We start from the raw sequence: 8,649 nt of genomic DNA on the forward strand, positions 1-8,649 counted from the left end.
TTTAAATGTTAGAAATCAATATTTACCCCAAAAGTAAATGTGCGGACTGACGGGTAATTTCCACCATCTGAACCTCCTGTTGAACCGCCCATGCCAGCGGCCTCCACGGAGTAGCCAGGGTATTCATCAAAAGAAAATAGATTTTGAGCGTTAACATTCAACCTTAAATTTTTAAGACCAATCTTATTTGCCAATTCTTTCGGAATAGTATAACCAAATGCCAGATTACGGATTTTCAGATAGTCGGAACTAAAGAGGTAACGTTGCTGTGAAACCAGTGCACCATAAACGTTGCTGGAACCGGCTTTCTGTGAAATTCCGTCACCAGTTTCTGTTTCCGAACGCCAACGGTTTTTTGCATATATGGAGAATGCATTTTCCATGTGTCGGTTTAATCCGGCTCCGTATCCAAATCCCCAATAAATTAGACCTCCATACTGCCCGTCGAGCACAAATGAAAAATCAAAGTTTTTATATGAAAACTGGCTGGTTAAACCTGCATTAAATTTGGGCATATTGTTTCCCTGATATACCATATCATTTGAATTTATCGTTCCATCTTCGTTAACATCCAAAAATTTTAGGTCTCCAATACTTTGTGTATATAATTTAGCGTCGTTCGCCACTTCTTCGGCCGAATTGAATGTGCCGATGTTGACATAAGTGTATATGTCTCCCAAAGGACGGCCCACATAGTTGCGGAGCATGCCGTTAACAGAACCATAATAGTCATTCCCTGTTGCCAGAGAAAGCAGCTTGTTGCGATTAAAGGAAATATTAAAGCCTGCAGTCCATTTGAATTCTCCGTTTATTATTGGAGCAGTTGCAGAAAATTCTATTCCCCTGTTTCTGATTTCTCCGGCATTTATGGTTACCGTGCTGCTTTTTCCATTTAGATTAGGGATTGATGCGGAAAGCACAGCATCACTTATCCTGTTGTAGAAATCAACCGTTAAAGCTACTCTGTTGAAAAGGCCGAGATCCAATCCAAAATCAAACTGTGTGTTTTTTTCCCATCCTAAACCAAGGTTGGAATACCCTCCCGGATAATAACCGGTAACACGTAGTGAGTTGGTGCTTTCTCCAAAAATGTAATAGTCGTTTAACAATGTCGAAGTCCAGACATAGTTATTACCAACCTGGTCATTTCCTGTTACACCATAACTTCCCCTGATTTTTGCAATTGACAACCATTCATAATTTTCCATCCAGGATTCTTCTGCTAAATTATAAGCTGTGGAGAAAGACCAAAAAATGCCGGCACGGTTAGCCGGACCAAATTTACTCGAACGGTCCTGTCTAATTGAGCCTGAAAAGAGTAATTTGTTTTTATAGTTATAATTGAGGCGGCTAAATACAGCATCAAATGCATATTCGGTATTGCTTGAAGAACCATTCCAGATATAAGCACCATTAACATTTGTAATGTTGGTGTTCCCGTAGGCAATCGGATAATTTTCATCTGTCCTGTCGTCTTGCCTTACAGAATATCCGTTGTCATAAGCCACGTCGTAGCCTAACAATGCAGTTATCTCGTGGTCTTCTGTAATTTTTTTGACGTAGGTAGCTGTTGAAGACCAGTAAATATTATAACTAAATATTGCTGCGCGATAAGCATCAATTGCTGCCAGATTAGGATTCGACTTATTTCCTGTCCTTGAACTACCCGGACTATATGCACTTCTGTAATACTCGTGTTTTTGATTTATTGTTGTTGCATTAATTTTTGAATTTACGGTTAAACCTTCAAGTGGTTTTACCGTGATAAAACCTTGTGACAAAGTTCTCAGAGTATTGTAATCATTATCTATTTCGAGCAGTTTACTCAATGGATTTGTCAACTCAGAGTTAAAGTCGGTTCCTGCGGCATGCTGTGAAATTTGAAAATAGTCTCCATTTTCAACATAAGGACCGTAAATGGGAGGAAAGGTAACTGCCTCTGCGATAGTTCCTGCAGTTACTGATGTATTTCCGCCGGAGGTTTGCTGCACCCGCTGATAGGTATAAATGGGCTGAATTGACACCCCAACCGTAATAATTTTATTGAGGTCAGATTCAATAGATCCTCTGATACCAATTTTATGATTAAAAGAGTTTTGAACTATGCCTTGTTGATTCTGATACTCAGCAGAAATTGAATACCGGGATTTTGGCGAGGCTCCGTTTACCGAAAAATTATAACGTTGAAATCCTGCGGTACGAAAGAAAACATCTTTTTGCCAGTTTGTTTCGTTCCATTCACTTGGATTATCCAGGAGGGCAAGCGGAGCCATTCCCTGGTTTTCCCTGGCATCTTTTACCATCAGGGCAAATTCCGATGCTGATAACACGTCAATGTATCGTTGAGGCTGCTGAAATCCATAAGCAACACCAAATTTAATTTCCGGTGTATCTGTTTTCCCTTTTTTTGTTGTTACGAGGATAACTCCGTTTCCGGCCCGCGAGCCATAAATGGCGGCTGAAGCTGCATCTTTCAAAACATCGATTGACTCAATATCGTTGGGCGAAAGATTCATAAAATAGCTGGCGTCTGCTGTTGGATAGCCGTCAATAACATATAAAGGGTCGCTTGATGCGGTGAGAGATCCCGTACCGCGTATCCTCAAGGTGGGTGAGCTTCCGGGTTGCCCGTCGGCATGTACAATATAGAGGCCGGACAGTTGTCCATAAAGTGTCTCTCCAACCGACCCAACCGGCATTTCTTCAATTTTTTCAGCTTTTAATGAAGAGATTGCAGTTGAAACCGACCGTTTTTGCATTGTTCCGTAGCCTATTGCAACAACTTCTTCAATTCCAATCATTGCTTCCTGCATTGTTATTGAAAACGTACTTCTTCCTGCCACCTGTATTTCCTGGGTTTTGAGTCCAACAAATGAAACAACAAGTGTTTCCGCGTCGGGTGGGATTGAAAATCGAAATTTACCATCTACATCTGTCACCGTTCCAATGGTAGTCTCTTTTACAACGACTGAAACTCCGGGCAACGGTAACCCGTCCTGATCAACAATGGTCCCCGATATCTCCCTGTCGGTTTGTTGTTCAATTTCCTGGTTTTCATTAATCTCTATCCTGGTGTTTTGAGGCTGACTCCGGTCTTTTGTAATGATTATCTGTCTGTCGGTAATCTCAAATTTTGTTCCACTGTCTCTGAAAACTTCAGTAAGAATCTGTTCAATATTAGATTCGTTCACAACCACATCATATTTTTTTTGTAGATCAATAGCTTCATTTTTATAGATGAAAACAAATTCTGTTTGCGATTCGATTTGTTTGAAAACTTCAACTATCGAAACATTTTTCATGTCCAGCGAAAGCCTTGTTGATTGAGAATATATTGAAGCGCTAAGGCTCATCAAACCAAGAAAAAATGTGAGGACAGTAAGTTTCATTATTAATAATATTTTTTTTCCCTTGTGACAATAGAAGTCACAGAAAACATTCCATATTTTTTTCATAAATTTGTTCTGTTTAAAATAATTACAAGTTTTAAATCACATTTAAAGCTGGCGGATACTCCACTATCCTCCGGCTTTTTTTAGGTAAATTCTATGTTTTTACAATTTGACAGGTGTTTAATTCATAAGCATATTATTTTTTAGATTCGTATTTTTATTGATTTATTCAGTTATAATATAGATTTGTTTTTCGTTCTGGTTCAAATGACCTTCCACTGTTTTTGCGAGGTGTATTACAGCATCGTCAAATTCATCCGATAAAACCAATTTCCCTGATATAAGTGTGTTTGCGAGCTCTTCGCCCTTAATTAAAATTTCTTTGTTATAATATTTTTCAACTCTTCGTACGATGTTAATCAGGGGCTGATCTTTAAATTGTAACCACCCGTCTTTCCAGCCCACGTAATTTATTATGTCTACTTTGTTTACGGTCGCCTTGGAGGTATTAATGGAATAGAAATAGCCCTGCCCGGGTTCTAACGTATATTTTGGGTTGCTGAACAGCTTGTTTTTTTGTGTAACGTTCACACTCCCTTCAACTAAAACCGCAGATGCAGTTTTTTCATCTTCGTAAGCCGAAATATTAAATATTGTGCCGGTTACGTCAATATCGAGGTAGTCGGTGATAACCACAAAAGGCATTGCCGAATTTTTTGCCACCTCAAAATATCCCTCTCCTTTTAAATAGACTTTACGGTTATTTCCTGTAAAATTTGCAGGAAAGATAAGTTGACTTCCCGAGTTAAGTTGAACTGTTGTGCCGTCACACAAGGTTATGCAGTGCCGTCGTCCGAAAGGGACAATTATCTGGTTTAGATTTTTTTGTCTTTCATTTGCCGGGTTTTTAAGTTTTTTTTCTGTATTTCCGGCTTCTGTAATAAAAATTTCTTCGCCACTGGGGTCATATTCAACAGCCGACTCATTTTTTTGCAGCTTGTGTTCCAAGCCGTCGGAGAGGATAAGCACCCCTTCTTCATAGACTTTCTCGCTGCTCTCCACTATTTGTTTAAATGAGCGTAAATCTGATTGCGAATGGAAATAATATCCCAGCCCAATTAAAATAACAATACCAGCTGCAACTTTCCATATAGTTGAAAATATCTTCCGGTTTGTTTTTTCGGGTGTTATTTTTTCCAATTTTTGCCTGTCTCGAATTTTACTCCAGATTTCCGATGCTTCATCTCCACTTAATCTTCTATGTTCAGCGGTTGTTGATTTTATAAATTGTATGGCAAAAAGAATATCTTCCTTTTTTTCGGGATATTGCAGAACCAGGTTTTTTACATATTGTTCTGCTTCTGCCCCGCCTTTTGTAATCTTATCAACAAAAGACTCATCCCGTAATAATGATTCGAATTCTATATTCATTTTGTTTTGACTTCGATAGTAGATGATTTGTATTGACATTTATAGACATAAATTTTAGTTTTTTTCTGTGTGAAAAACAGAAGGGGAATACATCCTACTGGGCGAGAGGTTTTTCGGAAGAATTATTTATCTGGCTTTTTAAAAACAAATTGTTTCATTTGTTTGAGTGAACGGTAGATTAAAGTTCGTGCCGATGGGATACTTATTTCCATAATTTCAGCAATCTGTTCGTAAGTGCAGTTGTTTGTATATTTCAAAAAAATAGCCTCGCGCTGATGTTTTGAAAGATTTTTTAAAGCAGCCGATAAAATTGCCTGCCGGTTGTGGTGTTCTTCCGAACCGGCAAAAAGAGTGTCCGCATAACCTGAATAATTTTCTTCAGACGAGAATATTAAATTTTTGATTTCATTCCTGCGGTTTTGTGTACGCAATTCCTCTAAAATTTTATTCCGAAGCGATTTTAAAATATAGGCTTTTACGTTCGATGAAATGGATAGTTTGTCCTGTTTCTCAATTAGCCCGATAAACACGTCTTGAATAGAATCTTTTACCAGCGATTCGTCGTGATAAATTTTTATCCCGTAAGAATACAGATCGTCAACAAAAAGCAGATAAAGATTTGAAAGGGCCTCTGAATCACCGCGAAGAAATTTTCTCCAATAATTTAGTTCGTTAGGTTCGCTCATGTTTATCCGGTTCACAAGAATCCAGAGTCGAAATTAAAAAATAATATTATTTATCACAATCTTTCAAAATTAACTAAATTCTCCAATTTTAAAACGAGAATTAAATCGGTTCCATTCAATATAATGTTGTTGTTACACCATCCCAGCTGATAACCAGATTGTAGATTCTATATTAAAACAATGAATATTTTTTTTGCTGTTTGGCAGCAGTCAGAGAATCAGAGATGTAACCAAACTGATTTTTCTGCGTCTTAAAGATACTTTGGTATTCAATTACTGTCATTAAACCTTCTTCATTATGATTAAAAACGTACTAAAACATAGCCTGCATGCCTTAAAAAAGCAAAAAGGATATGTGGCAATTAATATATTTGGTTTATCCATTGGGATCGCCAGTAGTTTAATCATTGCCCTTTTTATTATTCACCAACTAAGTTTTGATCAGTATAACCTCAAAAAAGACCGTATCTACCGGTTGACACTCGATGGTAAAATAGGGGAGCAGGAAGTAAATGCTGCCTATACCGCCTCGATAATAGGGCCAACCATGGCAATGGATTTCCCTGAAGTTGAAAATTTCTGCCGCTTGAATATTTTTGGTGAAACTATCGTAAAAAAAGAGGATCTTATATTTTCAATTAAAGATTTTGTTGAAGTCGATTCTTCATTTTTTGAGATATTTTCCATCCCGCTTTTGAAAGGAAATACCCAAACCGTACTAACCGAACCCAATACCATGGTTTTATCGGAATCGATGGCTAAAACCATTTTTGGCAGCGAAGACCCGATTGATAAAATGCTCCAAATAAACACGCGAACAGAACCTTACAGAATAACTGGCGTAATGACTGATTTTCCTGAGGAAACACATTTTAACGCCGATATCCTGACTTCATTTGTTACCAACAGAAGAGCCAACGATCCGGAATGGCTCAATAACAGTTTCTCTACCTATGTTTTGTTAAAAAACAATACTTTGCCCGAAAATGTTGAAGCAAAATTTCCCGGGATGGTTGAAAAATACATTGGCCCGCGGGTACAGCAACTGTTTGGCGTTTCATTAAGCGATTTTCTTTCGCAGGGAAATCGATATAACTTTCATTTACAGCCGCTCACCAGTATTCATCACGATCCCTCCGTAGAACATGAAGTAAAACCGGCCATCGACCCAAAGTATCTGATTATTTTCGGAAGTATTGCCATTCTGATCATTGTTATCGCATCCATAAATTTTATGAATCTTTCCACTGCGCAGGCTACCAAAAGAGCAAAGGAAATTGGCGTAAAAAAAGTAAGCGGTTCATCAAAAAGTATGCTTGTTTTACAGTTTTTAACCGATTCCGTAGTGATTTCGTTTATTGCCTTATTTATAGCTGTTATAATGGTTTTTATTGCACTCCCGTTTTTTAATAACCTGCTGGATGCAAGCTTCAGATTTAACCTTTTCAGTCATTTTTACAAGATTCCTGTCTTGTTGCTTTTTGCTTTTGTGGTGGGAATACTGGCCGGAATCTATCCAGCATTTTACCTTTCATCATTTAACCCGAGCACGGTGTTGAAAGGAAAAGTCAGAGATGGTGTAAAAAACGGAAAACTAAGGAGCATTCTTGTTTCGGTACAGTTTTTAATTTCTATTGTGTTGATTATAGGAACCATTATTATGTACCGACAATTAACCTACATGATAAACAAGGATTTGGGGTTTGGAAAAGACCGTTTACTGGTTGTTGAACAGGCGGGGTCTATTGGCGACCAGGTAAATACATTTAAACAAGAAGTGTTGAAACTTCCCGGAATTAAAAATGTGTCGGCATCTACCGCTGTTCCCGGGCACAACAATAATAACAATGGTTATATGCTTGAGGGGCGGGATGGTCAAACATTCCTGATGCAGACCGCCTATGTTGATTACGATTTTCTGGATACCTACGGAATGCAGTTGACCGACGGCCGTTTTTTTGATCGCAGCTATGGTTCCGACAAGGAAGCTTGTATTGTAAACCAGAAAACCATCGAGGAGTTTGGTATTGACGATTTTCAACAAACCCGGTTTGTAGTGATTTTTAACGATAGCGGAGAGAAAACATATATGCCAATTATCGGTGTTTGTAACGATTTTCATTTTGAGTCGCTTCATAACCGGATAAACCCATATATTATGAGGTTTAAGCAGGAAGGAAACAACTGGGGGTATATAACAGTAAAATTCAATTCTGATGCATCTGCCAATTCCGTCAAACAAATCGAAGATATCTGGAAACGGTTTGCCTCCAACAATCCGCTTCAATACTTTTTTATGAACGATGATTTCTCTCACATGTACAAAGCCGAGCGGCAAAACGCTGAATTATCGGTGGTTTTTGCTATCCTTGGTATTTTTATTGCTGCTCTCGGACTTTTTGGATTAACGTCGTTCACTATTGAACAACGAACCAAAGAAGTGGGGGTACGCAAGGCTTTGGGGGCTTCAGGGTTCAGTATTTTTTATCTCATATCAAAGGAAATTATTATTTTGGTTTGTATTGCAACCGCTGTAGCCTGGCCGCTTATTTACTGGGTGGCTTCCAACTGGTTGCATAACTATTATTACCGCATAAACCTTCGGTTTTTTGAATTTGTTGTTGGCTTCACGCTTGCAATTGCCATAGCATTGATTACCATAAGCTATAAAACCTTAAAATCGATTCAGATAAATCCGGCAAATACGTTGCGTTACGAATAGCATTTTTTAGGAATTGAAGAGTGTGGCTTTGACATAATTTGTTTGAGAATTCATCTGAATTACGAACGACAAATAAAAGAGAAATTATTTTTTAGCAACAGAAAAATACTGCTATTGAAAAAATTAGGATAGATACAGTTGGATGCAGCTAATGTGAGAGAACAATTTTTTTAATATTATGCGGAATTTAAATTACTTGATGAAGAGGGAAAAATTATAAGTTCAAATGCCATCCAGCCATCCGACGATAAATTGAAGAAACAATTTGATGAAATAATCTAAAATGAATGCCCGTATATTTACCTAAGATAATTATCTTTGGTAAAACGCATAAATTATGAGCTTAATTGATTTCATATCTCAATTTCCTGATGAAGAAAGCTGCAAGCAGAAGTTCAAAGACTACCGCGAGCATGTA

4 protein-coding genes are annotated in these 8,649 nt (G+C 37.9%); 1 reads left to right on the plus strand and 3 read right to left on the minus strand.

Annotated elements, in window-relative coordinates; genetic code table 11:
- Positions 1 to 8 precede the first annotated feature (8 nt).
- From K5G00_RS27055 to K5G00_RS27065, 3 genes are all read right to left on the minus strand, one after another.
- On the minus strand, positions 9 to 3,389 hold the full coding sequence (locus K5G00_RS27055; protein WP_238769620.1) for a TonB-dependent receptor: 3,381 nt from the start codon (positions 3,387 to 3,389) through the stop codon (positions 9 to 11).
- Between the two features lie 228 nt (positions 3,390 to 3,617).
- A complete protein-coding gene (locus K5G00_RS27060) occupies positions 3,618 to 4,823 on the minus strand; it encodes a FecR family protein (RefSeq protein ID WP_238769621.1) in 1,206 nt (401 codons plus the stop codon).
- Between the two features lie 122 nt (positions 4,824 to 4,945).
- Positions 4,946 to 5,509 (minus strand): RNA polymerase sigma factor, encoded by a 564-nt coding sequence (locus K5G00_RS27065; protein ID WP_238769622.1) that lies wholly within the window; start codon positions 5,507 to 5,509, stop codon positions 4,946 to 4,948.
- A gap of 298 nt (positions 5,510 to 5,807) precedes the next feature.
- Between K5G00_RS27065 and K5G00_RS27070 the strand changes: the two genes are divergently transcribed.
- Entirely contained in the window at positions 5,808 to 8,231 is a 2,424-nt protein-coding gene (locus tag K5G00_RS27070; protein WP_238769623.1) for an ABC transporter permease, read from the plus strand.
- Positions 8,232 to 8,649 lie beyond the last annotated feature (418 nt).

Source organism: Maribellus maritimus (assembly GCF_022267315.1).
GTDB lineage: Bacteria > Bacteroidota > Bacteroidia > Bacteroidales > Prolixibacteraceae > Draconibacterium > Draconibacterium maritimum.